Here is a 1,383-nt window from a genome sequence, read left to right as displayed (position 1 = left end):
TTCGCGTTTCTCATCAGTAGCCGACGAGATACGGCGCTTTGCGAATAATGTTGTTGAATCAGCGTCAGAAATAAAAGAAAATATCTCTGAAATAAATCAAGCCGCTCAAAATCTTTTAACAGAGGCAAATAACGGCTCGCGCGCGATAGATACCGGTTACAATAGGATAGTTGAACAAAAAGAAGTCTTTGAAAACATAGTAGATGTTTCTCAGAGCGTCGCCGTTCGTATGCAGCAAATTTTCAATCTTAGTAAACAACAGGAAGTTGCCGCCGCTCATGTTTTCACCGCATTAAAAGAAATATCCGCAGGCGTAAATCAATTTGTTTCTGCAACCGCTACTACATCGGATACTGTAGGCAAACTAAATAATATGTCAAGTGAACTAAAAGAAACACTGGCAAAATATCATATATCAGGCGATAAATAAAGGCTTTGGAGAATAACAATGCCCATGAACAGAGAAAAATTTATACAACAATACATTGATGAAGGGCTTGAAATATTACCCAATGTTGAAACTTATATATTTAAAGTTAAGGACGGCATTTCAACGGAAGATGATATTGCCGCCTTGTTACGCGCTTTGCATACTTTAAAAGGCACTTCGCGTATGCTTGAATTTAAACGCATAGAAGAATTAAGCCATTCGCTTGAAAGCGTTTTTATCGCAATGAAAGATAAGCAGATAACATTTTCTGATAACGCTATAAAACTTATCCTATCTTCTTTGGATCTTTTAAAATTGGGTTTTAGCGTATTACAAAAGTCAAAAGATGATAATATAGAAATAAGCGAATATGTAAAAAACCTTTTCCTTCTTACGGATAATAAAGAATTTTCATTGCCAATAGAAGAAAAACCCGCTGAATCAGAAAAACAAGACGTTAAAGAAGAAAAACACAAAGAGTCAAAAACAGAAACTATTCGTATTTCTCTTGATAAAATAGACGAAATTATTAAAAATATCATGTCGTTGCATACTTTGGAAATAACCGCAAAAGTCATTTCTCAAAACAGCGTGGAAATTGTCAATTTATTAAAGAAATTTTCAAAATCATTTAAAGAGTTAAAAAACATTGATCCCGTACAAGCGGCTAATCTTAAAAAACTGGAAAGGTTATGCGGAAGACTAAACTTATCTTTAAAAGATTATGTTATAGACGCCGGTAACAGTATAAAAACAGCTTATGACGGCGTTATTTCACTTCGTACTCTTCCAATTTCAACTATTTTTGACAGTTACCCCCGTTATGTGTATCAACTTTCCCAAGAACTTGGCAAGAATATACAACTAACGCTGGAAGGCAAAGAAAATGAAATAGATAAAAACATTATAGAAGCAATATCGGAAGTATTATTACACATGGTTAGAAACGCGAT

2 protein-coding genes are annotated in these 1,383 nt (G+C 34.2%); both read left to right on the top strand.

Translation table 11 applies throughout. From position 1 onward, the window contains the following. On the top strand, positions 1–430 hold a 430-nt coding region (locus ACYVTD_RS12645), incomplete at its 5' end, for a methyl-accepting chemotaxis protein (RefSeq protein WP_461248107.1). Positions 431–448: 18 nt separating this feature from the next. Beyond that, the coding region (locus ACYVTD_RS12640) for an Hpt domain-containing protein (RefSeq protein ID WP_461248106.1) at positions 449–1,383 on the top strand (935 nt) is incomplete at its 3' end.

It is taken from the genome of Treponema sp. R6D11 (genome assembly GCF_054786075.1).
Note: the sequence above shows the minus strand (reverse complement) of the source record. Positions and strands in the feature narration are given on the sequence as shown.